The organism is Mesorhizobium sp. B2-6-4, from assembly GCF_006441495.1.
Taxonomy (GTDB): domain Bacteria; phylum Pseudomonadota; class Alphaproteobacteria; order Rhizobiales; family Rhizobiaceae; genus Mesorhizobium.
The window spans coordinates 57,691-83,501 of record NZ_VFUE01000011.1 but is presented as its reverse complement, the minus strand read 5'-3'; the positions used below and the strand labels follow the sequence as shown (position 1 = coordinate 83,501).

Genomic DNA, 25,811 nt, shown 5'->3' with positions numbered 1-25,811 from the left:
GCCGGCGCGCGCACCGTCACAGCGCGCTGCATATGCGCAAGGCGTCCAACACCGCGGCATGGATGTTGCGGCTCGAAACCGCGTCGCCGATACGGTGCAGTTCGAAGCCGCTTTCCCGCAGGCGCGGTTGCGGCGCCGCCTTCACCATGGCGTCGAGATCGGTGACGCCATCATTCGCCGACTGGGTGCGCAGTGCAAAATAGGCTTCGTCCATGGGAATGCTGCCCTGCTCGACGATGACCTGGTCGACAAGGACGCTCGTCACCTCCCGCGAGATTTCATTGACGAAGCTGGCTTCCAGCCGGTTGTCCTTGCGCTGAACCGCGAAAAGCCGGCTCTCGAAGACAGGTCTCACGCCAAGCTGCAGGAAGCGCTTCTTCCAGCGCAGCCGCTCGGCATAGGTCAGTTCCTCCGAAAGCTGCGCGTCGATTGAGACATAGGCGACCTCCGCACCTGCCTCTCTGGCCTGCTCGGCGGAAAGCGGCCCTGGATGCCGTCCGGTTCCGTCGTAAATCAGCACTTCGCCATGCAGCGGCACCTGTCCGGTCAGGACGTCCCATGTGTTGAGACAGAGTAGCGCGCCTTCCTGCAGATCGATCTGCGGCAGGCCGCCCGTGGCGAGGATGACGACATCCGGTTCAAGCGCGGTGATATCGGCGCTCTCCATATAAACGTTGGTATGGACGGCAACGCCGAGACGCTGCAATTCCGCTTCGCGCCACTCGACAATGCCCATGAGGTCGCGACGCCAGGAGCCGGTCGCGCCGATCCGGATCTGCCCGCCGAGATCGCCACCCGCCTCGTAGAGCGAAACGGCATGGCCGCGCTCGGCGCTGATACGCGCCGCCTCCAGGCCGGCCGGGCCGCCGCCGACGACGACCACCTTGCGGGCAGGGCCGTCAGTCTTCTCGATGACATGGCGCAGCGTCAGTTCGCGGCCCGTCGCGGCATTGTGCAGGCACGAGGGGCGATACGGCGACTGGCAATGGGTGGCGCCAACGCAAGGGCGTATCTCGGTCTCGCGGCCGCCGGCGAGCTTCTCCACCAGATGGGGGTCGGCGATCTGGGCGCGCGTCATGCCCGCCATATCCAGCCTGCCTTCCGCCACCGCGAAACGAGCCGAAGCGACATCGGCAATGCGCGCGGCGTGGAACACGGGCAACCCGACCTCGTGGCGGAAGGCGCCGACCGGTTCGACCCATGGAGCCAGCGGCGAGCCCATGCCGGGCATGTTCTCCTCCGCAAGCGCGCGTGTCGTATCCATCGTGCCGTAAATGGCGTTGAAGAAGTCAACGCCCCCCGCCGCCTTGAGCATCAGGGCCGCCTTGACGCATTCCTCGAAGTTCAGGCCGCCATCGGGGCCTTCGTCGACGACAAAACGCATGCCGACGAGGAAATCATCCCCCACGGCCTTGCGGATCGCTTCGTGCACCATCAGGCCGAAACGCAGGCGGTTCTCAAGCGCGCCGCCGAAGCGATCCGTGCGGCGATTGGTCAATGGCGACAGGAATTGCCCGATCAGGTGCCCGGCCGCCAGGGTCTCGATCCCGTCAAGGCCGCCTTCCTTGCAGCGCAGGGCAGCCTGGGCGTAAGCCTTCACGACACGGTCGATGTCGTGCTCGTCCATCTCCTTGGGGATGCTGCGGTGGAGCGTCTCGCGCACTGGCGACGGTCCGATCGTGGAAAGCCGGTCGCCGGCATAGGGATCGCCGCGGCGACCCAGATGGGTGATCTGGCACATCAGCGCAGCACCGAGATCATGCATGCGCGCGCTGAAGCGCTGCAAGTGCGGGATGATCGCATCGGTGCCGACATTGAGCTGCCGGAAGATGTTGGGGGAGTCCAGGTCGACGTTGGACGAGCCGCCGAACATCGACAGCGCCAATCCGCCGCGCGCCTTCTCCTCATGATAGCGCTGATAAGCTTCCTCGGGCATGCCGCCGACTTCCAGCCCGCAGGCATGGCTGGTGCTTATAATACGGTTGCGCAATGTCAGTTTCTTGATGGTCAGCGGCTGCAGCAGCGGATCCCTGGTAATGGTCTTGACCGGCCCGTTCATTTCATTCTCCTGCCGAATTCCGGCCGAGCACGATCGATCGCGCAGACGGATCGGTCCGCACGCCGCCGTTGCCGGCCTGTTGGTTCAATTTCCGAGGCCCAAGGGTCTTGGGCCTAAACTCCTAGTCCGAGGGCCTGCGGCCCTAAAGAACCTGACTCAAGAACTGCCTCGTCCTGGGATCCTTCGCCTTGGTGAAAAACTCGTCCGGTGGGCCGTGCTCCACGATCACGCCCCGGTCGGTGAAATAGATGTGGTCCGCCACCTCACGGGCGAACCCCATCTCGTGGGTCACGAGAATGCAGGTCATGCCCTCTGCCGCCAGTTCCCGGATCGTGAGCAGCACCTCCTTCACCGTCTCGGGATCGAGCGCCGCCGTGACTTCGTCGAACAGCATGATGTCGGGGCGCATGGCCAGGCTGCGCGCAATGGCGACGCGCTGCTGCTGGCCACCCGACAGTTCTCCCGGATAGGCGTTTTCCTTGCCCTGCAGGCGGACTTTGGCGATCAGCGCGCGGGCGCGCTCCTCGACTTCCCTCTTCGGCTCCTTCAGCACCAGGACCGGCGCCATCATGACGTTCTGCAGGGCCGTCTTGTGCGGGAAGAGATTATATTGCTGGAACACGATGCCGACTTTCTTGCGCAGCGCGAGAAGATCGAGCTTGGTGTCGTTCACCTCCTGCCCTTCGACCTTGATCGAGCCCTTCTGGACAGGACTGAGCCCGTTGATGCAGCGGATCAGCGTCGATTTACCCGAGCCGGACGGGCCGATGACGCAGATCACCTCGCCTTTGCGGACATCGAAGCTGATCCCCTTCAGCACCTCCAGGGCGCCGAAGGATTTGTGCACGTCGCGCAGCGATATGATCGGCATGTCCGGCGACCAGCCTGATTTCAGCTTTGCTTCGTCGGTATTCGATTTAACTTGCAACGACATATTTTCGCTCGAGCTTCCGCGTCCAGATTGCGATCGGATAGATGTAGGCGAAGAACAGGCACAAAAGAAAAAGATAGAACGGAATGAGGAATTCCGGCCGCGCGCCCGCCGCTTCCATGGCGGCCTGGGCATTGCCGACCGCCTCGTGCACACCGAGGATCGAGGCCATCGGCGTCGCCAGCGCCAGCAATGCGTACCAGTTCATCCATGGCGGAATGGCGCGCCTGACGCATTGCGGCAGGATGATCCAGCGCAAGGTCTGGCCACGCGTGAAGGCAAGGCTTTCAGCCGATTCCCACTGACCCTTCGGGATGGAGTTGATGGCGCCGCGCAGGACCTCGCTGATGTTGGCCATCACCGGCAGCGAAAAGGCAAAGGTGGCCTTGACCCAGTCCGGTATCGCCACCGTTCCGAGGCCGGGCAGGCGCATCTCGAACGGCACCAGCAGCATGACCGTGAACAGGATCACCAGCCACGGCGAATTGCGGAACAGATGCGTCACGAACCATGCGGGCGTCCGCAACAGCTTCGAGCGGCTGACCCGCAGCAATCCCAGCCCGATTCCCAGCAGGGTCGCGACCGCCATGGCGATGAAGCTCATCAGGAGATTGAGAGCGAAACCCTTGAGAATGAAAGGCAGCCACAGGATCAGCGTGGAAATGGCCGACGGGGCCTGCTGCTGGGGGTCCGATTGGGCATAGGCGAAGGCAAGCGAGCCGAAGAAGGCGAGGACGAGCCACAGCCCGTGCCGCCAGTGGATGCGCGAGCAGAAGCTGCCTTCTGCGAAGCGGCGCCTGTCGATACGGAAAGCCGCGCCGCTCATTGGCCGTATCCCGGCAGGGTCAGCCTGTGCTCGATGAAATGGAGCCCGGCGGCCAGGAGCGAGACGACGAGCACATAGAACAGGAACAGGAGCAGCATCATCTCCGGCACGTTCACATTGTCCGACCACACCTGGTTCAGCGTATAGGTCATCTCCGGGACGGAAATGACGTAGGCGAGCGATGTCGTCTTGGCGAGACTGACGAGATTGTTGGTGAGGGCCGGCAGGCTGATGCGGAAGGCCAGCGGTAGGGTGACATACAGGTATATCTGCCACTTGCTCATGCACAGGCTCTCGGCTGCTTCCTTCGTCGATCCCGGCACCGCCTCTAAGCCGGCGCGGAAGATCTCGACATTGAAGGCGCCGCCGAAAATGCCGAGCGAGATGATCGCCCAGGCGAAGGACGAGATCAGCGGCTGGTAATAGCCGCCAACATCGACCTGCGGCGTGAAGGCGCCGAGAGCGAAATAGAAGAACAGGAGCTGGATCATCGGCGGCGTGTTGCGGAATGCCTGGATATAGGCATCCATCAGCACCCGCAGGACGGGAGACCGGGCGCTTTGCGCCCAGGCCCCCAAGACGCCGATCACCAGCGACACGACGATCGACCAGAAGATCAGCTGTAGCGATATGCTGATGCCGGACAGGAAGCGCCCATATTCATAGCTGTCGTAGAAGACAATGAAATTGAGGCCCGTGCGGTCGTAGAGATCCTGGAAGAAGGGCGCGATCAACTGGAACATTTTAGCTCCGGCAGCCGGTCATCGATCAGCGTTTCGCAGAGCATCGGCTCAGTTGCCGCCCTTCAGGTAGCTCGTGTCCCACTCAGCCTTCTTGTGCTGCTCGGCGATCCACTGCGACGGCTTCACCTTCCATTTCTTTTCAAGCTCGACCAGCTTTCCGGACGCTTGCCAGCGATAGGCCATGCCTGCCATGAACACGCCCCAGGCCTTGTCCACTTCCGCCACGGGCACCGCGGCCGCCCAGGGATTGTCGAAGAGAACGGAAACAGGCATTTCATAGCCCTTCCACTCGCCCGAAGCGAGATCGGCCATGATGCTCGCATCGTCATAGACCCAGGCGATGCACTTGCCAGAGCGCAAGGCTTCCTTGCCTTCGGTATTTCCGGTGAAGGCGATGACCTTGGCGTGATATTCCGTCTCCACCAGCTTGTTGTAGTAGACGCCCTGCTTGGCGCAGACCGGCTTGCCGGCGATGTCCTTCCAGTCCTTGACGACACCCTCCTTGGCTAGCAGGGTCGGACCGGACGTCCAATAGGCGGGCTCGATGATGCCGACCGCCTTACGTCGCTCGGCGGTGTCGTACATGCCGCCGATGATGACATCGATCTTGCCCTGCTGCAGGAACTGCATGCGGTTGGCGGAGGTGACCACGACCGGCTCGAGCTTGACGCCGAGCGCATCGGCCACCGACTGGGCGAGGTCCACCTCGATGCCTTGCATCGAACCGTCCGGCGATGGGAAGGACCAGGGCTTGAACGCGCCGAGAACGCCGACACGCACGGCGCCTCGTTCCAGAATCTGCTGCAGATGCGATTCGGCCGCCTGCGCGCTGCTAGCGGGAAGGATCGCGCTCGCGGCCAGCGTGACTGCAAGGGCGGCAATGGTTTTCAGTGCTGATTCGATTTTCATGCTTCTACATCTCCCATTTTGTGTGTTGTCGGCTGACTTGGATGGTCCGATGCGGCGCGGAACGCCGTCTTCTGGTATCGGATGAACCCGTCGATTTCACTGACGGTCCGCTCCGGCGCCCAGCCGACCAGATCGCTAATGGCGTCGGCAGCCTCCTCGACCTCGGCGCGGTCGAGATGGCGGCGCCAGGCGAGGCCTGTCCTCGTATAGAGAATACCTTTCAGGTCGCGGGCATGCTCGACCGAAACCGCTGTGCGGAAAGCGGCGCGCCTGCCTTGGGCAAGCGGCCTCGAAATTGCGGATTCCGCACCGGTGTCGCGTGTCTCGAAGGTCCGCTTCGCCACGAGCCTGCGCGTCGGCTTCAGTTGCTTCTCGACCACCCGCAGCATCTCGCGCCCTGCGCTCAGATGGCTCATGACCGGCCCTGCCGTCATCGCGAAGATACCCGGCCTGCCGGCAGATGCGAGATCGTGGATCTGACGCGTGCGCCGCCCCATCGGCTCGGCTGCATCGAAGGTGAGCGGCCGCACGCCGGCCCAGGTGAATTCGACGTGGCGGCGGCCGAGCCGTAGGCCGGGAAGCATGTGATTGGCTTCCGCAAGCAGGAAATCGATGTCTTCGTTGGTGGCTGCGGCACCGGCGGCGTCGCCGTCGAAAGGCGTCTCCGTCGGCCCGAAATAAAAGCAGTCGTCATGCGAAGGCAGACAATAGAACGGCATGCCGCTGCGGTTGATCGTGGCGATGCCGTAGCCGCGATAGGAATCCGGCAGCCTGACCGCGATATGAGCGCCCTTGGTGCCGCGAACAAGGCAGGGCGCTGGCTTGCCGGCGACGGGATTGGCGTTCACCGCGTCCACCCAGGTGCCGGCCATGTTCAGCACGACGGACGCGCGAACCTCGGCCGCTTCCCCCTTACCGTCGCGCAGTTCGACGAGCCAGCCTTCCGGCTTCCTACGTATAACGGAAGCTTCGCAGAACAGGCGTATTTCGGCGCCGTTTCGCTCGGCGTCGAGGGCGGCATCCACGCACAGCCTGTCCGGCCAGTCCATGATGTATTCACGGTAGGTGGCAATCGACCGCAGACTTTCGGGGTCCCGCAGGTCGTTTGCGAATGGCAGGTGGGTTTCGAAATCACTCTTCAGCCGACGATAGGCGAGCGCCGGTTCCGGTGGCCCGAGACGGCGCAGGATGCGGAAACCGAGATCCAAATGCCAGCCGCGGACGGGGCTCTCCGGATAAATCGGAAAGCACATGGTGAAGGGCTTGCACCGTTGCGGGCTCCGCCCGACAAGTTCGGTTCGCGCTTCCATCCCCGCCCGCGCCATGCGCAAGGCCGCGGCGAAGCGCTGCGGATGAAACGCAAAGGTGCGGATCGGGTTGGGCGTTTCGAAATATCGAAGGCCGCAATGCAGGATGCGCGAGGATCGGCTGGAGGCGCCTGCGGCGAAATCGCTCCTGTCGACCAGGAGGACGCTGTAACCCGCTGCGGCCAGTTCCCGCGCCGCGCTCGAACCGTTGATGCCGGCGCCGACCACGACGACATCGTAGTCCCGGCCCTGCATCTCGGTAATTCTAGGCGACATTGGCGGCCTGTTTTCCTGGACGGTCGATCACGCCAATAAAGCGCTGATACCGAAATGTTCAAAATAGAATTATCGGCGATTGATATGCGTAGTGTGCATATCGTCCTGGTCCGGCAATTGTCTCAGGATCCGATCGCGCTTTTGCGCCATCAGCTCCAGCAGGGCATCGGCGGCGGGGTTGGGCCCGCGCGACTCCGGGCGCAGCAGGGCAACGTTAAACGGGATCTTCGGCGCGAAGGGGATCAGCCTGACCCGGTCGTCCAACTGCTCGACTGCGGTGTAGGGATCGATGATCGCAATACCGATCCCGTGCTTGACCATTTCATAGGCCGACACCGAAAAGGTCGTCTCATAGGCGGCATCCACCTTGACGCTGCTGGACAGCAGCGCCTGATCGAGGAGATGCCGTGCCGAGACGAAGGAAGTCCAGGAAATGAATGGCCCCTGGCGCAGGTCGGCGGGGCCGAGCCGGCTGCGCCCGGCGAGCGGATGATCGCGCGGAACGGCCGCGATGTAGGGCGCGTCGCTGAAGACTTCGGTCCGGAACCCCGAGCGCTTGAACGGTGTTTCCGCCAGTCCGAAATCGATCTGCTGCGCGGCCGCCCATTCCTCGATCTTGACGGACATGCGCACGTTCAGCGTGACCTTGGTCTTCGGCCAGTCCTTCCTGAAATCGGCCAGCAGATGCGGCACGAAATTGATGCCCAGCGCTGGCATGACCGCAAGGCTGATCTCGCCGCCTTCCCCGCTTGCCAGCCGTGCTGCGAAGCTGCTCAACGCATCCAGCGAGACATAGGCCCGCTCGATCTCGTCGAGCAACAGGTGCGCCACGGAGGTCGGCGTGATCAGGCCCCTGCGGCGCTCGAAAAGCGAAACGCCAAGCTCGTATTCCAGCTTGTCGAGAAGCCGGCTGACGGCCGGCTGGCTGCGCCCCAGCAATTCGGCCGCGCCGCTGACGGTGCCGGTGAGCATGACGGCGCGAAATGCCGAGTAGTGCAGAAGGTTCAACGTACTTGTCATGGCGCACCGGTCTTCGCCGGACTCCCTGCAAAGCCAATCATCCCGCAACCGCGATTCCCGCGATCGCGTACCGGCTGTGTAGCATCTATCCATCAGCAGGCTGTCATTATCTTTGACGGCTTCAAGGCGCGGACTGTCCTGCAAAGAGGGCATGAAACACTGCCTCTGGTGGCAGGTGGGCCCGATATTGGGTCAAGCGGGCGGATCAATGTGCAGCCGATGGGCGATAGCCTCCCGGGCGGAAGCAGCTTCCTGCCGCTTCCTCTGCGCCGACCATGAACGCGCTTTGGCAAGCACCTCGACTGCCAGGTCCACGTCTTCGCCAAGCGGGTCGTCATTCCAGACGAGGCCGCTGCGGCGTACCAGCAGATCGTCGATGGTCTCGGCATGCTCGCTCTCCACGCCCCGTTGCATGATCGAAAGCTTGTCCTCGCGTGAGCTGTTCCCGGTTTCGCGCGGAACGCTCCTGGAAGCGAAATCCGGCTGCTGGCTCGGCCGTGACGGTGCCAGTCCCTTGCCCAGTGCCGTCAATGCGAGCTGCCCTGCCGAGCGATGGCTCATGATCGGCCCTGCCGTCATGGCGAACAGGTTGGGCGCTCCTTCAGGACCGAAGTCGTGCAGTTGCCGCGAACGTGCGCCCATGGGCTGCGCCGGATCGTAAGTGAGCGGCCGCACGCCCGCCCAGCCATAGAGAATGTCGGACCGCTTTATGTCGAGGGTCGGCAGGAGATGATTGGCTTCGCCGAGCAGGAACTCGAAATCCTCCTCGGTCGGATGGATGTCGTCGGGATCGCCGTGATACAACGTTTCGGTCGGTCCGAAATAATGCAGGCCACGCCACGGGATACAGTACAGCCCCTCATTCAGCCGGTTGAGCGTTGCGATGCCGAACCGACTGCATTCGGGCGGCAGGCGGACCACGATATGCACGCCCTTGGTGCCGGTGATGCGACGACCGATCCGCCCGGCCTCGACCCGCGCATTAATGCGATCGATCCATATCCCGCCCATGTTGAAAACGCTGCGCGCGACGACGTGAACGGGCCGGGCGGCAGCATCCAGCGTGTCGCCAAGCTCCAGCTGCCACAGATCGCCCTGCTGCGCCGCATGGGTGACTTCGGTATAGTTGCGCACCGACGCACCCAGACGCTGCGCTTCCAGCACCGCATCCACCACCACCCGTTCGGGCCAGTCGAACTGGTATTCGTCGAACATGGCGACCGACTGAAGCGCCTGTTTGTCGCGCAGATGTTGGAGAAGCGGCATCTGCGCGACTTCTGCGCCCGATAGCCGGCGGTAATTGAGCGGCACCTCGCGGCCGCCCAAGGATTTCAGGATGCGGAACGCCGCATCGATCTGCCAGCCGCTATAAGGGCCTCCACGGTAAACGGGAAAGCAGAACCTCATGGAGCGTATGCGGTCGGGCGTGTCGCGGACGAATTGCGCCCGTGACTGCATCGCCGCCCGGGCCATCCGGCACGCGGTCAGGAAGCGCTGCGGCTGGCGCACGAATTCCCAGACGGATTTTCCGGGCGCGAGATAACGCAGACCACAATGAAGGAGCCGCGAAGACCGTCCGCTGGCGCCGGCGGCGAAATCACTCTTGTCGACGAGCAGCACCGAATAACCGGCAGCACTGAGGCAACGCGCTGTTTCGGCGCCGTTGATGCCGGCACCAACGATGGCGACGTCGAAGACTGATCCGGAAAGTTCATCGAGTGAAAGACGCATGATATCCCTGCTCATTTGCAACTATGGATCCGCTTGGCGCAGGCGCCCGCGCCGGGCCGATCGAACCAAGAGTTGAAAAAAATCGACCTGAGAACCGCGTCCACCGGTCTCAAGATGGGGATTTTCCGTCTCCGGCCGTCGGCTCGACAAAGGCTGCCTGTCGACCGCGAACCGGCCTGGCGGCGCGCCTGTCGCGTTGAGACTACTGGCTGTCCATTTTCGTGTTGTCAGCCTCAAGCAGCTTTTCGTGTTCGGCTTCGAACCACGGATCCGCGACCACTTTCCACTTCTCGGCAAGTTCGGTGAGCTTGCCGGAGGCATGCCAGCCATGGGTCATGCCGGTCATGAATTTTCCCCAGATGCCGTCGCGCTCGTCCAGTGGAACGCCCGCCGCCCAATAGCTGTGATAACGGGATTTCAGGGGCATTTCGTAACCATCCCAGCCTTCGGTTCTCAACGACTGCTGGATCGCCGTATCGTCCGACAGCCACGCTGCGCATTTGCCGCTGCGCAGGGCCTGTTTGGTTTCCGTATTGCCGGAAAAAGAAATGATCTTGGCGTCATAGGCCTGAGCGATCACGGTATTGTAGAAAAGCCCTTGCTTGGCGCAAAGCGGCTTGCCGCTGAGATCCTCCCAACTCTTGATCAGTCCGGCCTTGGCCATGACATTGGCGCCCGATACCCAATAGGCAGGCTGCACCATTCCGACGACCTTGCGTCGCTCCGGCAGGTCGGACATCGCCCCGAGGATGAGGTCGATCCTTCCCTGCTGCAGGAGTTGCATCCGGTTGGCGGATTCGATCTGAACCAGTTCCAGCTTGACGCCCAGCTTTTCGGCGACATCCGCAGCGAGATCAGGCTCGATCCCGACGAGCCTGCCATCGGGGTCACGATAAGACCAGGGCGGATAGGCACCCTGCACCCCGACCCGCAGCGTGCCGCGTTCAAGGACTTCCTTGAAGCGATCATTGGCCGCGTCCGCCTTTGCGGCAACTCCCGCAAGGATTGCGCCAGCCACGACTGCGATCGACGTGAATTTCACCCATAAATCCATTGCCCAATCCTCCCATTGCAATTATTGGCGACAAATGTCGCGGTCCGGCGATTGGTCACCGCCTCATCAATCGGACTTCGCGCCGATCCCATTGTCAAATAAGGGGAATTATGGACGCTATGCAGTTCTGTTATAGGCTGCAAAGGAGAGGCGGGTTGAACATCAGGCAACTCGAAGCCTTCAAGGCAACGATGACTGCAAAGACCACCATCGGGGCCGCGGAGCTTCTCGGCGTTTCCCAGCCGGCCGTAAGCCGGCTTCTGGGCCAATTGGAAACATCTTTGTCAGTGACCCTGTTCGACCGGTCAGGCGGGCACCTCAATCCCACGCCGGAAGCCCTCCTGCTGCATGAGGAGGTTCTTCGTGCCTTCGTGTCGATCGACAAGATCCGCGAGATCGCCCGCGAAATGCAGGTCGCCAATTCCGGGATGGTCTCGGCGGCGTCGCTGCCGATGCTGGCAATGGACTTCATGCCTTCCGCAATCGCCCGCTTCACGGCAAGCCGGCCGGAGAGCCGCATTTCGCTGCGTATCCAGATGTCGCCGCGCATAGAAGAACTCGTCGCCAGCCAGCTTGTGGATGTCGGCATCGCCGAATATCCCTTCGACCGCTCCGGCATCGAAATCGAGGAATTCTGCTCCGCGCATTATCTGATGGCGGTTCCAAGCCATCATCGGCTGGCGCAGAAGGCACGGCTGACGCCGGAAGATTTACGCGACGAACGCTATATCTCCATCACCCACAATCATCTGGGGAGGCAACTCGCCGACCAGATTTTCGACCGCTACGGCGTTAAGCGCCGCATTGTCCTTGAAGCCCAGCTTTTTAGCACCATCGCCAACATGGTGGGCAAGGGGCTGGGAATCGGATTGATCGACCCCTTCACGGCGTTCGATTTTCGCGAGCATCCGGGAGTGCGCTCCATTCCCTTCGAGCCCGCGGTCAGCCTGCGTCTCGGCATGCTTTATCCGACACACCGTTCCCCCTCGCGCGTTGCGCGCGAATTCATTTCCAGCCTCAAGGCATCGCGCCGCGATGTCCTGCGTCAGATCGACGATATTTTCCACCGCAATTGAAGCCGGGCGCGCACCTATGCCGATGCGGCATAGCCCTATGCCACGCGCTGCTGCCTTCTCCTGTTATTGTCGCGGCGAAGGATCGGGCAAGGAACATAGATGGGCACCTTTCAAACGGACGTGGCCATTGTCGGTGGAGGAATTGTCGGCTGTTCGACCGCTCTTTCCCTAGCCCGCAAAGGGAGGTCGGTAACAATCTTCGAGCGCGGCAAGATCGCTTCCGAACAATCCAGCCGTGCCTGGGGTTTCATCCGCCGGCAAGGACGGCATGAAGCCGAGCTGCCGCTCGCAGTCGAAGCCCTGGAACTGTGGGCGGACTTGACCTCGAGATACGGCACACAGGCGACGCAGTTCACCCGCAGCGGAATTCTGGTCCCTGCGGAAACCGAAGCAGACGAGGACCGGATCCGCAGCGGGCACGACATTGCGCGCAGCTTCGGCCTTTCGACGCGCCTGCTGGATGCCGCGGACGTTCGTAAGACAATCCCCGAACTGGCTGGGCAATGGCGCGGCGGACTTTTCACCGCCGACGACGCCCATGCCGATCCGGCTCTTTCGACCCGGACCATCGCGGCTGCTGCACGCGAAGCCGGAGTCACTATCCTGGAAGATACACCGGTTTTCCGACTCGACCTCGACAGGCAGGACAGACCGAGGCTCCTGGCGTCTAACGGGATCTTCGAAGCAAAAACCGTCGTTTTGGCAAACGGCATCGGCGCACCGGTGCTGGCCGCCTCGGCCGGCCTGCACCCGCCTATCCAGATCGTCAAATCCTCGGTCGGCCGCACCCGGAAGGCAGCACCCTTTACCCGCATCGCGATGTGGGGTCCCCGCGTTGCATTCCGCCCCTCTATGGGCGGCGATTTCATTATCGGTAACGGCTATCGCGGCATGGGAGTCGACTACGAAATCACCGTCGACTCATTTCGCAGCATGCGCCATTTCATACCCGCCTATCGCAACAACTGGCGTCAACTGCACCTCAGCATCGGAGCCGATTTCCGTCATCAATTGGCGGCGCGCTTCAGCCGCCGCAATGCCGTGCAGGCGCTGCCGGAGCCGAAGCCCAATATGCGCAAGGTGATAGCCAACCTTGCTGGCTTCCGGCAGATCTTTCCGCATCTGAATACGATCGAACTGCAGAACGCCTGGGCCGGCAGGCTGGATATCACGCCCGACGTCATTCCAATCATCGATCGGCCCAAGCCAGAGCTCGAACTCTTCGTGGCGGCCGGCTTCAGCGGCCACGGCTTTGCGCTTGGACCATCCATCGGCAAACAACTCGGCGAATGGGTCACACAGGGCAGCCCCTCGATCAATCTTTCCGCCTTTGCTCTTTCCCGGTTCGAAAAGGGCATCGTTCACAAAGCGCAACAGGCGCTTTGAGGTCGTGTTCGTTCACGCCGCCCCGCCTTAGACTTAACGGCGGAGCCGGGCTTGACGGACTTGTCAGACAGGCCGGAGCCGAGCTCACCGCGATAGGAAGCGCCGCCGGCAGCGTGCGGCTCGCCGGCCGCGCCGAGGACGCCTTGCGCGACCCCTGGTACCTGCGCCCGGCCGGCGCCGATCCCGGCCCCGCCGGCGCGGTTCTTGGCGCCTGGCGGCAGCTGTCCGTGCAGCCGCCCGCTGGCAGCGCCGACCGACTCGAAAGGATCGTCGACCAGCTCAGGCTCCATTGCGACCGCGCGGCGCTCGCCGACCTTTGCACGGAGATCGAAAAACTGGCGGGATCGCAGCGGCCGGCCGTTCGCTGCAACGGCAATCGCCGCCCGCGTCGCCGGGATTCGGCCCGACTCCGAGCTTTTGGCCTGGTGGCTTGCCGACCTGGTGCTGGCAGCACCGGCCCACCCTGGAGGCTGTCGTTCCTGTGACAACTCAAATCGCTTGCAGGATCGTTCCCGGCGTCGGCTGAAGCCGATCCGGACCCGCAAGAGGAAATACCTGAGTAACCGGATCGAACAGGACCATCGGCGCATCAAGCGCCGCATCGGGTCAATGCTCGGCTTCAAATCACCGGCATCAGCCGCGATCATCCTAAACGGCATCAAAATGGTCCAGATGATGAGCGGCGGTCACGCGGTGCCTGATTGATCGGCGCGGCTCCAGCATCGTTGGCGGTAGCATTGGCCAGAGGCGGGCGCATCGATCGCCATGTGTGGCATGACGGGTCTGCGTGAACCCTGGATGATGCGGTGGCGTTATAAGACCTCTGCAATTTTCTTATAACCACCGCTTGCGTCGCTTGAGCTCATCCAGTTATAAGACAAACTCATTTTTCTTATAACGGAGCCGGCGCATGAAGACGGTCGATCTCGTTTATCGCACGATGTATGCGGAACTCGTTCAGCGCTGCCTTGATGCATCGTTCGAAACCGACTTCTCAACGGCGGGAAATTTCGTCCGGGTTCCGGTGAAGGGGCGGGATTATTGGTATTTTGAGGAAACCCAACCCAAGAAAACGCGGAAGTATGTCGGCCCGTCCGACGATCCTGAGATCGCGAAACGGGTTGAAGCTTTCCAAGAGATCAAGGAAGACCTCCGCAGCCGTCGGAAACTCGTCTCCACACTGACTCGCGAAGCAGGGCTGACTGCACCTGACCGGTTCACTGGCGATGTCGTTGGAGCCATGGAAGCAGCAGGAATCTTCCGCCTAAGAGGCGTGCTCGTCGGTACGGTTGCCTTCCAGACGTATGCGGGACATCTCGGCGTAAGATTGCCCGGTTCCTCATTGCAAACCGGCGATGCCGATTTCGCGCAGCACTACTCGATCTCGTCGTCAGTCGAAGACAGCCTGCCGCCGATCCTGGAAATCTTGAGAGAGGTTGACCCAACCTTCAGGGAGATCCCTCACAGGTCGGATCCCGGACACGCGACCCAATTCGAGAATGCAAAGAGGTACAAGGTCGAATTCCTTACGCCGAACCGGGGATCCGATGACCACACCGACCACGCCACTCCGATGCCAGCACTGGGCGGAGCTTCGGCGCAGCCCTTACGTTTCCTTGATTTCCTGATCCACGAGCCCATCCGGACCGTGATGCTGCATCGGTCAGGGGTGCCTGTAACCGTGCCGTCGCCGGAACGCTATGCAGTTCACAAGCTCATCGTCGCTTCTCGCAGGCAATCAGACGCAAACGGCGTCGCCAAGCGCGAAAAGGACGTCCATCAGGCCAGCCTCCTTATCGAGGCACTGGAGGCCACCCGTCGCAAGGACGACCTTGCAACGGCGTTCTCGGAAGCGTGGGGCAGGGGGCTGCACTGGCGCGAGGCGATGCTGAAGGGGCTGGGCCTGATGCCGCCGAAGAAACGACAGGAAATTGAGGAGACAGTCAGAAAGGCCCTGGTCGAGATCGGCGAGGAGCTGGACGGTTTCAACTCAGCCGTGAAGTCGTAGCAGCAAAAAGGGCGAGACCCGAAAGCCCCCCTTATCGCCTGGATTGAGGAAGACCCACGTTGATCAGGACCGCGTACGAGGGAGTATACCGTAGCTGTTGAGGTCTGGTCGCCGTGTCTTCGTCCAAACCGCATGAAAAGGCAGACTGGTGTGACATTCGAAATTAGCTGTCGTCGGAGCGCGGAACCACCGGGATAGCGGTCGCCGCTACCAACGGGCGAACATATGCTTGTCAGCTCTTGCAGGCGGTCGATGCCCTCGGAGCTTTGTCTGCACTGGAATAGCTCGAGTACGTTTTCTTGCCGACAGCCGTCATCTTAACTCGGTCGGGCTTCATAGAGACTTCCGTGCATGTCTTGGTGCTCGTGTCCTTGGCGACCCAATAGTGCGTCGCCGCAATTGCGGGAGCACCCAACAAGCCTACCAGTGTGGCGGCGACTACAATGGTGCGCATCGCGCACGAGCACGACCAGCCGCTATGGGGCGGCTTGGTGTCGGTGGACCACTGAGCTGGAACGGGGACCGCTACACCGTCTTCGGCGAGGCCTTCGCCAAGTCGAGCCTCAAGAGTTCGGCGACAGCCGCTCGATCGGCGCCAAGCTATTTCAGTCGGATGCTGGAGGCCGGGCGCTCGCGCCAGAAACAAGCGAAACGTAGCGCCTATGCTTGGCCCTCGCTTTCGAGCAGGCATTTACTCCTCATGTGATGAAGAAGACCCTGAAAATACTGGCTCAGCTCAATGCGTGGCCGGCCAGTCCATAAACCCACGGTCCGTTTTCCTCCCGGTTCAGGAATCGGCGCCCTTTGGACATGGTCGTAACGGTCTCGGCAATGCCAAGGCCACACTGCTCGAGAAACGTGGCAAACACGCCATCCTTCTCCCGGGTATCGACTCGGACGAAGCGTCCTGCAAGATTTCTCAGATGAACGGCTGTGAGATGTACCGCGTCCAGATCGCTGCGCGCGACCATCGGGCCGATCACATAACCACGCCCGAATTCGCGACACATTGAATAGCCGACGATCTCGCCGCCACGGCTCAAAGTTTGGATTGAGGCATTCGCCGAAAGCAGTTCGAGCAGCCTCTCGCGGTTTGTCCCAAACGCGCGCGTATCCAGCTCGATGATCTCCTTCAGCCTGTCGCTCGACAGCGCCTGCAATTCACCGTCCAGGGCCGGCATGGCCGGGGGTGCAAGAGGAACCTCCCCCTGATGCATATATACGATCGCCTCGCTCGTGAAGCCAAGTGAGACGTAGAGAGGATAGGCGACATGGGTGGCGTTGAGCGCCAAATTGCGATCGCCACACTGCTCAAGCACCTGGTCCATGAGCCATCGGCCGCCGCCTTGCGCTTGTGTGCGGGGCGTTGTGATCACCACGCCGATGGTGGCGAAATCGTCTCCTTGCGGAAACCACATCGCGCTGCCGAAAACCCGACCAATGCCGTCTACGGCAACAATGCCGCGGCCGGCACGGCGCAGGATATCCCAGTCCTTTGGCCGATGCGGCCAGCGGACTGAGATCGACAGCGCGTGCAGCAACTCGACGTCAACATCATCGATGTCCCGCGCGACCAGTTCGAAAGACTTCAGGCGCACTGATCTCTGCATTTCAGTCGACCTGCTCCTTATATCCAACTCGCGAGCACGTCGTGTCGTCGCTGACGGTGCCGCAGCCGTCTTTTGCCTTATGATTACACCCGAAAGCCAGCAGGTTTCGCTGGTTCCGGGCCAATATTCGAAATCTTCGGCCAAAGCATAGCTTCATTCGGCACGGAATGCTCTCGCCTGCTGCCACACTTGTCGCATCCAGCGAACTGCGAGTGGAGCGGCGCCCGGTGAATGTCGAAGAAATTCTAGCGACGCTGATCGCGTTCCCCTCGGTCGTGGGCTCGCCCAACGGCGCGATCGTCGACTGGGTGCGTGAATATTGCGAGGCGGCCGGAGCAGAAACAACCGTCCTTTGCGGCCCCGAAGGCGACCGGTCCAACCTGTTTGTCACGATCGGGCCGCGGCGGGCCTGCGGCTACATCTTGTCGGGCCACCTGGATGTCGTGCCGGCCGGTGAGCGGGAATGGAACTCGGATCCCTTTGTTCTGCGCCAAGATGGCGCCAGGCTTCATGGCCGGGGCACCTCCGACATGAAGGGCTTTCTTGCCTGCGTGCTGGCCGCGCTGCCGCGGCTTGCGGCGACGAACTTGCAGCGGCCCATTCATCTCGCATTCTCCTATGACGAGGAGGCGGGTGCCCGTGGTGTGCCGCATCTCATCGCCGCCCTGCCAAGCCTGTGCGAGAAGCCGCTTGGCGCGATTATCGGTGAGCCGAGCCGGATGGAAGCCGTGCGGGGGCACAAAGGCAAGGCGGCCGCGCGGCTCGAGGTGATCGGACGGTCCGGCCATTCCTCACGGCCCGAGCTGGGACTGAATGCCGTGCATGCAATGTCAGGTCTCGTCACGCAGCTCGTGGCCTATGGTCAGACCCTTGCGGAGGGGCCGTTCGACACGGATTTCGCGCCTCCATACTCGTCATTGCAGGTTGGTGTCATCGCTGGCGGCCAAGCCGTCAACATCATCCCTGATCGCTGCACCGCCGATATCGAGGTCCGTGCCGTGCCGGGTGTTTCCCCATCATCATTGCTTGAGCCGGTAAAGGCCCAGCTAATCGCGCTCCGTGACAGCGGCTTTGACGTGGCGTGGCATGAGCTGAGCGCGTATCCGGGGCTTTCGCTCCCGCAGGAGAGTGGTTTGGCAGCCCTTCTGACCGAGTTGACGGGGCGGGAGCCTCTGTCTGCGGTGAGCTACGGCACGGAGGCTGGTCTCTATCAGCAGGCCGGCATCGACGCGATCATCTGCGGTCCCGGCGATATCAGCCGGGCTCATCGTGCCAACGAATATATTGAGTTCGGCGAACTTGTTGCCTGCCAGAGCATGATCGAGCGTCTCGGCACGCGCCTTGCCGCATAGCGGGAGAGGGCGGTTTCATGGCTTTTCTTTTCAATTCCGACCCGGTGCGCGCAGCAGTCTTCCGCAAGGTTTTCGCACGCGAGCTCCCGGACGTCGAATTGTTCCACAGCAGCGAATGTCTGGACCCGGAGAAGGTGCGGTACCTCCTGACTTGGACGGCACCAGATGACATCGCGCGCTATCGCAATCTCGAAGTGCTGTTTTCGCTTGGCGCCGGCGTCGACCAGTTCAAGCGTGAAAGCCTGCCTCAGCAGGTGAAGCTGGTGCGCATGGTCGAGGACGGCATCATTCGCATGATGCAGGAATATGTCGTTCTCGGCGTGCTGAGTCTCCACCGGGACATGGTGGCGTATCGTGAACAGCAGAAGCGCCAATCGTGGCTCGGTCTTGCCGCTCCGCAAGCCGCCGAGCGCCGCGTGGGTTTTCTGGGCCTTGGCATGCTGGCGCAGGCGGCTATCGAGCGATTGCTGCCGTTTCGCTTTCCCCTCGCTGCCTGGAGCCGAAGCAGGAAGGAGATCGACGGCGTCACCTGCTTTTATGGGGCGGATCAGCTTGCCGGTTTCCTCGCAAGGACGGATATTCTCGTTTGCCTGCTGCCGCTGACGGAGGAAACCCGCGGCATTCTCGATGCGGAACTCTTTTCCCTGCTGCCGGCCGGGGCGAGGCTGCTGCATGTCGGCCGCGGGCCGCAGTTAGATCAAACCGCCCTGATTCAGGCTCTCGATAGCGGACACCTTGATGCGGCAATGCTCGATGTCACCGATCCCGAGCCGCTGCCGGACGGCCATCCACTCTGGCGGCACCCGAAGGTGATGATCACGCCGCACATCGCTTCCATAACGCAAGCAGATTCCGCGGCGCAATCCGTCGTGGACAATATCCGGCGCCACCGCGCCGGGGAAGAACTGATCGGCCTCGTCGATCGGACACGCGGCTACTAACAGGGAAACATGACATGTCACTTCTGATCACGATCGACACAGATCCAGCCTTCGCGCCGAAGGAGGCATTGCCAACTCCAGAGCGGCTCATTTCGGGCAATCCATCCTTCAAGACGTGGGCGCAGGATGCCTCGAAAGGCGAAAAGGTCCTGACCGGTGTCTGGGAGGCGACGCCCGGCGAGACGCATTCGATCAAGGGCACTACCTGCGAGTTCTGCCACATCGTTTCGGGTCTCGTCGAGATCGAGGAGAAGGGCGGTGAGACCAAGACTTACCGCACCGGCGACAGTTTCGTGATGAAGCCCGGCTTTGTCGGCGTCTGGCGCACGATCGAAACCGTGCGCAAGATCTACGTTAGCGTTTACGACTGAGCTCAACGCTCACGGTCCGGCCGAATAGCGCGCGCGGCGGTTCCAGAACAATCGACTTCCGAGGTTCCGCCCGACGCGATTCGACGCGGTCGGGCGGCTCATTCTCGGCGAAAAATGCGGCGCGCTGTCGACTATTGTTCTGATGAAACCAGGTACGAAATGCCGAATGTCGCTGCCGTGTTGAGCAAGCTGCGACCTTCGGTGCCCATCGGTCTCCAGGAGGATCTCAATGAAGCCTTACACGATAGCGCTCATTCCCGGCGACGGCATCGGCAAGAATGTGACCGAGGCGGGATGGCAGGTCCTGCAGGCGGCGGCAAAGCGAGGCGGTTTCGCCCTTGAGGATACAAGGTTCCCATGGTCGTGCGCCTACTATCTGGAAACCGGTGCGATGATGCCGCCAGACGGCATCGAAATACTGCGGAAGTTCGATGCGGTCTACCTCGGCGCTGTGGGGTGGCCAGCGAAGGTGGCCGACTCCATATCCCTTCACGGACTGCTCCTGCCTATTCGCAAAGGGTTCGCGCAGTATGCCAACATACGGCCGCACCGGCTGTTGCCGGGCGTTCAAGGGCCGCTCCGCTCCGATGGTTTCGACATCCTGTGCATTCGCGAGAATACGGAAGGCGAATATTCCGGCGCCGGCGGGCGCATTCATTCCGGTACGGCCAATGAGGTCGCGATCGAGACGGCAATCTTCACGCGTGCGGGTGTCGAACGAATCCTTCGTTTCGGTTTCGAACAGGCGCGGACGCGCCGCAAGCAACTCGCATCCGTCACCAAATCCAACGCGCAGAAACATTCCATGGTTTTCTGGGATGAGGTCACGCGCGAGGTAGCGAAAGATTATCCTGATGTGGAGGTCTCGCACTACCACATCGATGCCATGGCCGCCCGCATGGTGCTGGCGCCTGAAAGCCTCGACGTGATCGTTGCCTCGAACCTTTTTGGCGACATCCTCACGGATATTGGAGCTGCCATTCAGGGTGGACTGGGTTACGCCGCCTCCGCCAATATCAATCCCGATCGCAGCGCGCCCTCCATGTTCGAGCCTGTCCATGGTTCGGCACCCGATATCGCGCATCTCGGCGTCGCCAATCCGATCGCCGCGATCTGGTCCGGTGCCATGATGCTCGGGCATCTGGGCGAGAGGCAGGCCGCGGCCGAAGTGATGTCGGCAATCGAATCCGCAACCGCACGCGGGATAGGCACGGTCGCAGGCAAGGATAGCACTGAAGCAATCACGCAGGCCGTGCTGGCAGGATTAAGCTGAAAGAGCAGAGGAAAAGACCATGGACGCAATAACGAAGATTGGTTTCCTGAAGGATGCGGACCTGTTTCGCCAGCGGGGACTTATTGGCGATGTCTGGCAGCAGGCACACAGCAACGCGACTGTCGATGTGACCGATCCCGCCAGTCTGGAGGTGCTTGGAACCGTGCCCGACATGGGCCGGGATGAGACGAGGGCTGCAGTAGACGCCGCCCAGTCGGCGTTTAAGGACTGGAAGGCCAGGACGCATGCCGAACGCGGAGCGTTTCTGGAACGCTGGCACAGCCTGATACTGGAAAATGAAGAGGACCTGGCGCTGCTGCTGACGCTGGAACAGGGCAAGCCTCTGGCGGAAGCACGCGGTGAAATCCGCTATGGCGCCTCCTTCGTGAAATGGTTCGCCGAAGAAGCACGCCGGATCGGCGGCTCGACCATTCCGTCGCCCACGCCCGATCGCCGCATTCTGGTGCTGAAGGAGGCCGTCGGCGTCTGCGCCATCATCACGCCGTGGAATTTCCCCAACGCGATGATTACGCGCAAGGTGGCACCGGCGCTGGCCGCGGGTTGTACCGTTGTCATCAAGCCTTCGGAATTCACGCCATTCTCGGCACTGGCGCTCGGCGTTCTGGCGGAACGGGCAGGTATTCCGGCCGGTGTCATCAACATCGTCACCGGCATGCCCACCGAGATCGGTAACGAACTGATGGCCAACGAGACGGTGCGCAAGATCTCGTTCACCGGCTCGACCCGCGTCGGAGCCCTACTCATGCGTGGCGCGGCCGATAGCATCAAGCGGCTTAGCCTGGAGCTTGGCGGCAACGCACCCTTTATCGTGTTTGACGACGCCGATCTGGGCAATGCAGTCGAGGGGGTGATCGCATCCAAGTTCCGCAATGGGGGTCAAACCTGCGTTTGCGCGAACCGGATTCTGGTGCAAGCGGGCGTTTACGCCGCTTTTGCCGAAAAGCTGAGCCAGCGCGTAGCGGGGATGAAGGTTGGCGCAGGGACCGATGACGGCACCGAGATCGGCCCGATGATCAACACGGCCGCGATCGACAAGATCGAGCGTCACATCGCGGATGCACAGGCGAAAGGCGCGCGGATCATCGCCCAGAGCGAGACGGTGCCGGACGGCAAGCAATATGCACGGCCCATCGTGCTGGGAGAGGCTACGACCGAGATGCTGCTGGCATCGGAAGAGACGTTCGGTCCGGTGGCGCCGCTTTTTCGCTTCGAGACGGAGGAAGAGGCTATCGCGATCGCGAACGGTACGCCATTTGGCCTTGCTGCCTATTTCTATACGGAGAACCTCAAGCGGTCGTGGCGTGTGGCCGAGGCGCTGGAGTTCGGCATGGTCGGGCTCAACACCGGCCTCATCTCGACCGAGGTTGCGCCTTTCGGCGGTGTCAAGCAGTCAGGGGTGGGGCGCGAAGGATCGCAGCTCGGCATCGAGGAATATCTCGAGGTCAAGACGCTTCATGTTGGCGGGCTTAACTAGTTGTCTTGCAAGCAGGTGGAGACACCTGCAGCTTCCAAAGTGTTGGAACAACAAGAAAGGGGCGGTGAAAACCGCCCCTTTCTCCGTATTGCGACCAGTGATCATTAACGCGGTGAGAGGTATCAGCCTGGCGTGACTGCACTAACAACAGACGTCAGGCGAATTCACGAACGGGCTCCAGCCCGACGGCGCCGGCCAGACCGCCGATGTCCTTGATCTCGGTGTATTCGTAGAAGGGGTTCGCGGGCTCGTGGCCGCGATTCACCCAGACCTTGCTCTTGATGCCAAGATCATAGGCGGTCATGAGATCGTAGCGGAACGAGGACGACACATGCGTAATGTCTTCCGGGCCGCAGCCGAGCTTGTCGAACATATACTCGAAGCCCTTCATATGCGGCTTGTAGGCGCCGGTCTCCTCGGCCGTGATGACCATGTGGAAAGGTGCGCCGAGTTTCTCCACGTTCGACATGATCAGGCTCTTCATGGAGTTCGACAGGATCACCAGCGGAATCTGCTTGGCGACCCTGGCCAGCCCCGCCGGGACATCCGGGTGCGGACCCCATGTCGGTATTTCTGCATAGATGCGCTGGGCATCTTCGGGGCGGAACGTCACATTGTTGCGCTTGCAGGCGCGCTCCACGGAATTGTGCACGACCTCGCTGTAGGGCTTCCAGGCGCCAAGAACCTCATCGAGGCGATAGGCCGAGAAGTCCTTGATGAACTGCGCCATCACGGTTGCGGATAGTCGCGCGCCATAAACGCGTCGCGCCGCGCCGGCCATGTCGAAGTTGGTCAGCGTGCCATAGCAGTCGAAAGTGATGTATTTCGGTCTGAACTGGGTCATGGGCGTCGATCCTTCCAATCTTTCGGCACCGCGTGCCTTTAACAGCGAGGATCATAATGAGAGCCGAACAAGACGAGTCGCCGCATTCGATGCGCCCCGAAGCAGATTGTTTCGTATCGCGGTAGAGCCTTGGCAGAGAGTTGCGCCCGAGACCGTTGCGGTCTGCGAGGGGAGCGCGATCGGCCCGCTGTCCGTCCGCATAACATGCGGCGCCGGCGGCAAAGGAAAGTCAAAACGCCTATCGCTCAGCTCCTGGTCGGAAGGAACTGCTGTGTGCGGCAGCCTACCTTGAGCTCAGAGAATTCAGGCCCGGACTGAACCATGACCACGCAGCAAATTACGCTGGAAACGATGACATTCGCGCATCTGAGGGATGCTCTCGAATTGTCACGTCATGTTGGATGGCCGCACCGTCGTGAAGACTGGGAACTGATGCAATCGCTCAGCCAAGGCGTCGTTGTCCAGGAAGAAGGACGCGTGGTGGGGACCATCTTGATGACGCCCTATGGCGACGATGCCGCCAGCGTCAACATGGTCATTGTCGATGCCGCAATGCGTGGTCGCGGGCTCGGTCGCAAGCTGATGGAGGAGGCGCTTGCCAAGGCAGGCGGGCGCACCTGCTATTTGGTGGCGACGCAGGAAGGGCTCGCGCTCTACGAGAAGCTGGGATTCGTCGCGACCGGCAAGATCGTGCAATACCAGGGCCTGGCGCCGTCTGTAGACGCACCGGCACATGTGTCATGGGGCAAGGACGGCGACCACGCGCGCCTTGTTGCTCTGGATCGCGCGGCGTTTGGTCATGACCGGTCGGCGCTCATGCGCTCGTTGCGCGAGCGCGCGAAGTTCGCCGTCGTTCGCGATGAAGGCAATGTTCAGGCGTTTGCCGCAATTCGTCGGTTTGGCCGAGGGTTGGTGATTGGGCCGGTGGTGGGGAGGAAGCTTCACGAAGCGAGATGCCTGATCGACTTCCTGCTGGCCGACAGCGCGGGCGAGTTTGTCCGTATCGACACAAACGAATCCACGGCTCTCGGCGAGTGGCTCACCCGTCGCGGGCTGGCCCACGTCGGCGGTGGCATCACGATGCGACGAACCGCAGACGAGCCGAAGGTCGAAATCAGGTCACACCAAACTTACGCGCTCGTTAGTCAGGCGCTAGGCTGAATCGGAGGAAAAAATGCTGGCCAACTCATTGATCGAACTTGATCGTGCACATCTGGTTCACCCGTTTTCAAGCTATCGGAGCCATGAAGAGACGGGCGTGCGGGTGCTCAAATCCGCCAAGAGCGCAACGGTGACCGAGGCAAGCGGGAAAACCTTGCTGGACGGGTTCGCGGGTCTGTGGTGTGTCAACATCGGATACGGGCAAGAAAGCGTCGTCGAAGCAGCGGCCAAGCAGCTAAGAGAGCTTCCTTATGCGACAGGATATTTCGGGCTCGGATCTGAGCCCGCCATTCGTCTCGCAGCGCGCCTTGCCGAACTGGCGCCTGGCGATCTGAACCATGTCTATTTCACGCTGGGCGGTTCCGACGCGATTGACAGCACGATCCGTTTCGTTCGCTATTACTACCATGCCAAGGGGACGCCGGGAAAAGACCAGTTTATCTCGATCGAGTATGGCTACCATGGATCCTCGACGGCAGGGTCAGGTCTGACCGCGCTCCCGGCCTTCCATGCCGGTTTCGGTGTGCCTTACGACTGGCAGCACAAAATTCCCTCGCACTACGCCTATCGCAATCCGGTCGGTTCCGAACCGCAGGCGATCATCAACGCATCGGTCGCGGCGCTGCGGGCCAAGATCGCCGAACTGGGTGCTGATCGCGTCGCGGCCTTCTACGCCGAACCCATCCAGGGTTCGGGCGGTGTCCTCGTTCCACCGGCAGGCTGGCTGAAGGCACTGCACGCCGTGTGCAAAGAACACGACATCTTGTTCGTTGCCGACGAAGTCATCACCGCCTTCGGCCGCACCGGGCCCCTGTTCGCATGTGAGGAAGACGAGGTCGTGCCGGATTTGATGACCACGGCAAAAGGACTGACGTCGGGCTACGTGCCGATGGGCGCCGTCTTCATGACCGACCATGTTTACAATACGATCGCGGACGGGGCCGGCAAAACGGCTGTCGGCCACGGCTATACCTACTCAGCCCATCCGGTGAGCGCGGCGGTCGGGCTGGAATGCCTGCGTCTCTATGAAGATGGCTTGCTCGAGAACGGCCGGAAGGCCGGGAGGCGCCTGATGAAGGGCCTCCGCTCGCTCGCCGATCACCCGCTGGTTGGCGATATTCGCGGTCGCGGCATGCTGGCGGCGGTCGAACTGGTGACCGACAAGGCGCGCAAAACGCCGCTGCCGGCGGCGGCAGATCCGGGACGCCGCATCTTCGACCGCGCTTGGGAGAATGGCCTTGTCATTCGCGCCTTCAATAGCGGCATTCTCGGTTTTGCACCACCGCTCTGCTGCACGGACGACGAAATCGATGGTATCCTCGAACGCACCCGGATGACGCTGGATCAAACCCTCGAAGACAAGGATGTGCGAGCGGCGATGAAGGGCTGATCCTCGCCATCGCCGGAGCTCCCCCGTCCAGGCGGCAGACGCCGAGCG

The 25,811-nt window shown here is 61.7% G+C and carries 22 protein-coding genes and 1 pseudogene; 12 read left to right on the top strand and 11 right to left on the bottom strand.

Annotated elements, in window-relative coordinates; translation table 11 throughout:
* Positions 1 to 16: 16 nt before the first annotated feature.
* From FJ426_RS16705 to FJ426_RS16665, 9 genes are all read right to left on the bottom strand, one after another.
* Positions 17 to 2,059: an NADH:flavin oxidoreductase gene (locus tag FJ426_RS16705; RefSeq protein ID WP_140825358.1), complete on the bottom strand. Its 2,043-nt coding sequence runs from the start codon at positions 2,057 to 2,059 to the stop codon at positions 17 to 19.
* Positions 2,060 to 2,201: 142 nt separating this feature from the next.
* Positions 2,202 to 2,993 carry an amino acid ABC transporter ATP-binding protein gene (locus FJ426_RS16700; protein ID WP_281405127.1) on the bottom strand — a complete coding sequence of 264 codons (792 nt, stop codon included), beginning with the start codon at positions 2,991 to 2,993 and terminating at the stop codon, positions 2,202 to 2,204.
* Positions 2,977 to 3,816: an ABC transporter permease subunit gene (locus FJ426_RS16695; protein ID WP_140825357.1), complete on the bottom strand. Its 840-nt coding sequence runs from the start codon at positions 3,814 to 3,816 to the stop codon at positions 2,977 to 2,979. The genes FJ426_RS16700 and FJ426_RS16695 overlap by 17 nt, the downstream gene beginning before the upstream one ends.
* Positions 3,813 to 4,559, bottom strand: a complete 747-nt coding sequence (locus tag FJ426_RS16690; RefSeq protein WP_140499588.1) for an amino acid ABC transporter permease — start codon at positions 4,557 to 4,559, stop codon at positions 3,813 to 3,815. The genes FJ426_RS16695 and FJ426_RS16690 overlap by 4 nt, the downstream gene beginning before the upstream one ends.
* Before the next feature lie 48 nt (positions 4,560 to 4,607).
* Positions 4,608 to 5,468 (bottom strand): transporter substrate-binding domain-containing protein, encoded by an 861-nt coding sequence (locus FJ426_RS16685; protein WP_140825356.1) that lies wholly within the window; start codon positions 5,466 to 5,468, stop codon positions 4,608 to 4,610.
* Positions 5,465 to 7,051, bottom strand: coding sequence for an FAD-dependent oxidoreductase (locus FJ426_RS16680; RefSeq protein WP_140825355.1), 1,587 nt, complete (start codon positions 7,049 to 7,051; stop codon positions 5,465 to 5,467). The genes FJ426_RS16685 and FJ426_RS16680 overlap by 4 nt, the downstream gene beginning before the upstream one ends.
* A 69-nt stretch (positions 7,052 to 7,120) precedes the next feature.
* Positions 7,121 to 8,071, bottom strand: coding sequence for a LysR substrate-binding domain-containing protein (locus tag FJ426_RS16675; RefSeq protein WP_224646640.1), 951 nt, complete (start codon positions 8,069 to 8,071; stop codon positions 7,121 to 7,123).
* 192 nt (positions 8,072 to 8,263) lie between these two features.
* Complete coding sequence (locus FJ426_RS16670; RefSeq protein ID WP_181176954.1) at positions 8,264 to 9,802, bottom strand: FAD-dependent oxidoreductase; 1,539 nt, start codon at positions 9,800 to 9,802, stop codon at positions 8,264 to 8,266.
* A gap of 202 nt (positions 9,803 to 10,004) precedes the next feature.
* A complete protein-coding gene (locus FJ426_RS16665) occupies positions 10,005 to 10,856 on the bottom strand; it encodes a transporter substrate-binding domain-containing protein (RefSeq protein WP_140825353.1) in 852 nt (283 codons plus the stop codon).
* 155 nt (positions 10,857 to 11,011) lie between these two features.
* Between FJ426_RS16665 and FJ426_RS16660 the strand changes: the two genes are divergently transcribed.
* From FJ426_RS16660 to FJ426_RS16640, 5 genes and pseudogenes are all read left to right on the top strand, one after another.
* Positions 11,012 to 11,932, top strand: coding sequence for a LysR substrate-binding domain-containing protein (locus FJ426_RS16660; RefSeq protein WP_181176953.1), 921 nt, complete (start codon positions 11,012 to 11,014; stop codon positions 11,930 to 11,932).
* A 99-nt stretch (positions 11,933 to 12,031) separates the two neighbouring features.
* Entirely contained in the window at positions 12,032 to 13,318 is a 1,287-nt protein-coding gene (locus tag FJ426_RS16655; protein WP_140825351.1) for an FAD-dependent oxidoreductase, read from the top strand.
* Positions 13,222 to 13,803 (top strand): DUF1403 family protein, encoded by a 582-nt coding sequence (locus FJ426_RS16650; RefSeq protein ID WP_246675558.1) that lies wholly within the window; start codon positions 13,222 to 13,224, stop codon positions 13,801 to 13,803. The genes FJ426_RS16655 and FJ426_RS16650 overlap by 97 nt, the downstream gene beginning before the upstream one ends.
* Positions 13,796 to 13,996 (top strand): annotated as a pseudogene (locus tag FJ426_RS16645) (DDE-type integrase/transposase/recombinase); the annotation flags it as partial. The gene FJ426_RS16650 and the pseudogene FJ426_RS16645, both read left to right, overlap by 8 nt.
* Positions 13,997 to 14,228: 232 nt before the next feature.
* Entirely contained in the window at positions 14,229 to 15,326 is a 1,098-nt protein-coding gene (locus tag FJ426_RS16640) for a GSU2403 family nucleotidyltransferase fold protein (RefSeq protein ID WP_140825350.1), read from the top strand.
* Positions 15,327 to 16,057: 731 nt separating this feature from the next.
* Here the strand turns inward: FJ426_RS16640 and FJ426_RS16625 are convergent.
* Entirely contained in the window at positions 16,058 to 16,936 is an 879-nt protein-coding gene (locus tag FJ426_RS16625) for a GNAT family N-acetyltransferase (RefSeq protein ID WP_140825348.1), read from the bottom strand.
* Between the two features lie 227 nt (positions 16,937 to 17,163).
* Between FJ426_RS16625 and argE the strand changes: the two genes are divergently transcribed.
* From argE to FJ426_RS16600, 5 genes are all read left to right on the top strand, one after another.
* Positions 17,164 to 18,288: an acetylornithine deacetylase gene (gene argE / locus FJ426_RS16620; RefSeq protein ID WP_140825347.1), complete on the top strand. Its 1,125-nt coding sequence runs from the start codon at positions 17,164 to 17,166 to the stop codon at positions 18,286 to 18,288.
* Between the two features lie 17 nt (positions 18,289 to 18,305).
* Positions 18,306 to 19,229: a glyoxylate/hydroxypyruvate reductase A gene (locus FJ426_RS16615; RefSeq protein WP_140825346.1), complete on the top strand. Its 924-nt coding sequence runs from the start codon at positions 18,306 to 18,308 to the stop codon at positions 19,227 to 19,229.
* A gap of 14 nt (positions 19,230 to 19,243) precedes the next feature.
* A complete protein-coding gene (locus FJ426_RS16610; protein WP_140523322.1) occupies positions 19,244 to 19,600 on the top strand; it encodes a cupin domain-containing protein in 357 nt (118 codons plus the stop codon).
* A 229-nt stretch (positions 19,601 to 19,829) separates the two neighbouring features.
* Complete coding sequence (locus FJ426_RS16605) at positions 19,830 to 20,873, top strand: tartrate dehydrogenase (RefSeq protein ID WP_140825345.1); 1,044 nt, start codon at positions 19,830 to 19,832, stop codon at positions 20,871 to 20,873.
* Positions 20,874 to 20,892: 19 nt separating this feature from the next.
* On the top strand, positions 20,893 to 22,368 hold the full coding sequence (locus FJ426_RS16600) for an NAD-dependent succinate-semialdehyde dehydrogenase (protein ID WP_140825344.1): 1,476 nt from the start codon (positions 20,893 to 20,895) through the stop codon (positions 22,366 to 22,368).
* Between the two features lie 154 nt (positions 22,369 to 22,522).
* On the opposite strand, the gene FJ426_RS16595 is transcribed toward FJ426_RS16600, so the two are convergent.
* On the bottom strand, positions 22,523 to 23,212 hold the full coding sequence (locus FJ426_RS16595) for a haloacid dehalogenase type II (RefSeq protein WP_140825343.1): 690 nt from the start codon (positions 23,210 to 23,212) through the stop codon (positions 22,523 to 22,525).
* A 321-nt stretch (positions 23,213 to 23,533) separates the two neighbouring features.
* Between FJ426_RS16595 and FJ426_RS16590 the strand changes: the two genes are divergently transcribed.
* Together FJ426_RS16590 and FJ426_RS16585 are read left to right on the top strand one after the other, a co-directional pair.
* A complete protein-coding gene (locus FJ426_RS16590; RefSeq protein WP_140825342.1) occupies positions 23,534 to 24,373 on the top strand; it encodes a GNAT family N-acetyltransferase in 840 nt (279 codons plus the stop codon).
* A gap of 13 nt (positions 24,374 to 24,386) precedes the next feature.
* Positions 24,387 to 25,763, top strand: a complete 1,377-nt coding sequence (locus FJ426_RS16585; protein ID WP_140825341.1) for an aspartate aminotransferase family protein — start codon at positions 24,387 to 24,389, stop codon at positions 25,761 to 25,763.
* Positions 25,764 to 25,811 lie beyond the last annotated feature (48 nt).

Coding starts and splice junctions, on each gene's coding strand:
- FJ426_RS16705 (WP_140825358.1), bottom strand. CDS start 2,059: ATGAACGGGCCGGTCAAGACCATTACCAGGGATCCGCTGCTGCAGCCG.
- FJ426_RS16700 (WP_281405127.1), bottom strand. CDS start 2,993: ATGTCGTTGCAAGTTAAATCGAATACCGACGAAGCAAAGCTGAAATCA.
- FJ426_RS16695 (WP_140825357.1), bottom strand. CDS start 3,816: ATGAGCGGCGCGGCTTTCCGTATCGACAGGCGCCGCTTCGCAGAAGGC.
- FJ426_RS16690 (WP_140499588.1), bottom strand. CDS start 4,559: ATGTTCCAGTTGATCGCGCCCTTCTTCCAGGATCTCTACGACCGCACG.
- FJ426_RS16685 (WP_140825356.1), bottom strand. CDS start 5,468: ATGAAAATCGAATCAGCACTGAAAACCATTGCCGCCCTTGCAGTCACG.
- FJ426_RS16680 (WP_140825355.1), bottom strand. CDS start 7,051: ATGTCGCCTAGAATTACCGAGATGCAGGGCCGGGACTACGATGTCGTC.
- FJ426_RS16675 (WP_224646640.1), bottom strand. CDS start 8,071: ATGACAAGTACGTTGAACCTTCTGCACTACTCGGCATTTCGCGCCGTC.
- FJ426_RS16670 (WP_181176954.1), bottom strand. CDS start 9,802: ATGCGTCTTTCACTCGATGAACTTTCCGGATCAGTCTTCGACGTCGCC.
- FJ426_RS16665 (WP_140825353.1), bottom strand. CDS start 10,856: ATGGATTTATGGGTGAAATTCACGTCGATCGCAGTCGTGGCTGGCGCA.
- FJ426_RS16655 (WP_140825351.1), top strand. CDS start 12,032: ATGGGCACCTTTCAAACGGACGTGGCCATTGTCGGTGGAGGAATTGTC.
- FJ426_RS16650 (WP_246675558.1), top strand. CDS start 13,222: ATGGGTCACACAGGGCAGCCCCTCGATCAATCTTTCCGCCTTTGCTCT.
- FJ426_RS16640 (WP_140825350.1), top strand. CDS start 14,229: ATGAAGACGGTCGATCTCGTTTATCGCACGATGTATGCGGAACTCGTT.
- FJ426_RS16625 (WP_140825348.1), bottom strand. CDS start 16,936: ATGCAGAGATCAGTGCGCCTGAAGTCTTTCGAACTGGTCGCGCGGGAC.
- FJ426_RS16615 (WP_140825346.1), top strand. CDS start 18,306: ATGGCTTTTCTTTTCAATTCCGACCCGGTGCGCGCAGCAGTCTTCCGC.
- FJ426_RS16610 (WP_140523322.1), top strand. CDS start 19,244: ATGTCACTTCTGATCACGATCGACACAGATCCAGCCTTCGCGCCGAAG.
- FJ426_RS16605 (WP_140825345.1), top strand. CDS start 19,830: ATGAAGCCTTACACGATAGCGCTCATTCCCGGCGACGGCATCGGCAAG.
- FJ426_RS16600 (WP_140825344.1), top strand. CDS start 20,893: ATGGACGCAATAACGAAGATTGGTTTCCTGAAGGATGCGGACCTGTTT.
- FJ426_RS16595 (WP_140825343.1), bottom strand. CDS start 23,212: ATGACCCAGTTCAGACCGAAATACATCACTTTCGACTGCTATGGCACG.
- FJ426_RS16590 (WP_140825342.1), top strand. CDS start 23,534: ATGACCACGCAGCAAATTACGCTGGAAACGATGACATTCGCGCATCTG.
- FJ426_RS16585 (WP_140825341.1), top strand. CDS start 24,387: ATGCTGGCCAACTCATTGATCGAACTTGATCGTGCACATCTGGTTCAC.